Raw genomic sequence first — 1,505 nt, 5'->3', positions numbered from 1 at the left:
CTATTGACACTTTGAAATATTCTTACAATGGATTTAATTATGGTTTACGCCTTGATTTGTTAAGCAATGGTACTTTCGTAAACGAAAATTATTCGCTTAGTTGCTTTGGTGATGGAGAACGAAAAAGAGTTTTTGGGACTTATAAAATGCATAATACAACCCTAATTTTGCTTCCAAAACAAATTGAACTCATAGAATATCATGAGGACATGAGACTAAAACCCAAAAAAAGGAAAATTCCTTACGGACCAGACTCATTAAAAATTAAAACAGTTTTTAAAGCAATTAACTGGAATAACATTAAATATTTAATTTCTGAAGAGTTTGATTATAGTTGGGATTTAAAACTTGAAAACGATTATATTCGACTTGCAAATTGTTTAAATTCAGGTTTAGAGCCAAAAGTACATGGTAAATACTTAGTCTGTGAAAACAATATTACAGTAAACTCTAATGGCGAGTTTGACACAAATCAAATTCCTGAAAAATGGAAAAAGAATTTCTTAAAAGAACCTATTACCTTAAAAATAGAAAATATTGTACAGAAAACAATGACCGGATATGGAGAAGAATATTCTATATATGTAGTGAAATTAAATAAAGGTGAGAATCAATTAGTGCAAAAAGGAATGTTATTTGAAAATGAAGATAACATGTTTTGGATAAAGATTGATTCCACTACCCAAAATTCTAGTTATGGTCATTCAACTCTTTATGATGAAAATGAAGACATATACCCTGTAGGAACAATATTGAAAACTAAATGGTAAAGCACTTGCTAACGTTTTATGTAATTAATAGCAAATACTCTCCTACTTACGAAAATCCTCTCGGATTTTCTATTTGGTTTGTATTTACTAAATTAGTTTCTGAAATACGCAACGAAATAACACACAAATACCTTAGGCTCAAGCTGAAGAAAAGCCAATGAATATAGAACTAATACCTGTTATTGAATTAAATTATTATAACGAGAAGGTAAAAACGCCGAATGGAAGTTATTTAGAATTCCCTAAAGAATGGGATAATAGTCATAAAGAAAACTTTTTACTGGCTAGTTTCAACGAAGAATTTAAACCTTACCAATCTGGAATGTCTTTTTACAAACTAAATGAAATTCCAAACAATAATTTAATAAAAATAATTGCAGACTATTTTGAAGAATTTGAAAGTGTAAAATTAATAACTGACAATGATATTCAACCTTTAGATGGTGGGTTTATATTGATGGTAGATGGAAAAAACAAAATATTTCCTCAATGTTGTGGTAATTTAGGGGATATAGAATCTTGGGAAGGAATTATTGACCCTGAAAACGATTATTTTTGGAATGGACATCCTACACCAATAATAAAACAAAAAAGTGATAATATAATTTTCGACTTATCAGAATTGAATGAAAGCGAAATTTCAATAAATAGAGAAAAATTAAAAATAGCACTTATAAAAACGAAAGAAGAGTTGAGGTGTTTTGTCGACAGAATAAACCGATTAGAAAACGATTA

2 protein-coding genes are annotated in these 1,505 nt (G+C 28.7%); both read left to right on the top strand.

What is annotated here, in order from left to right:
• On the top strand, positions 1 to 770 hold a 770-nt coding region (locus ACVC2P_RS01625; RefSeq protein ID WP_452596739.1), incomplete at its 5' end, for a hypothetical protein.
• A 157-nt stretch (positions 771 to 927) separates the two neighbouring features.
• Positions 928 to 1,505, top strand: a 578-nt coding sequence (locus ACVC2P_RS01620; protein WP_452596738.1) for a hypothetical protein, incomplete at its 3' end; no start/stop codon positions are given.

This window comes from Pontimicrobium sp. MEBiC01747 (assembly GCF_053601635.1).
Note: the sequence above shows the minus strand (reverse complement) of the source record. Positions and strands in the feature narration are given on the sequence as shown.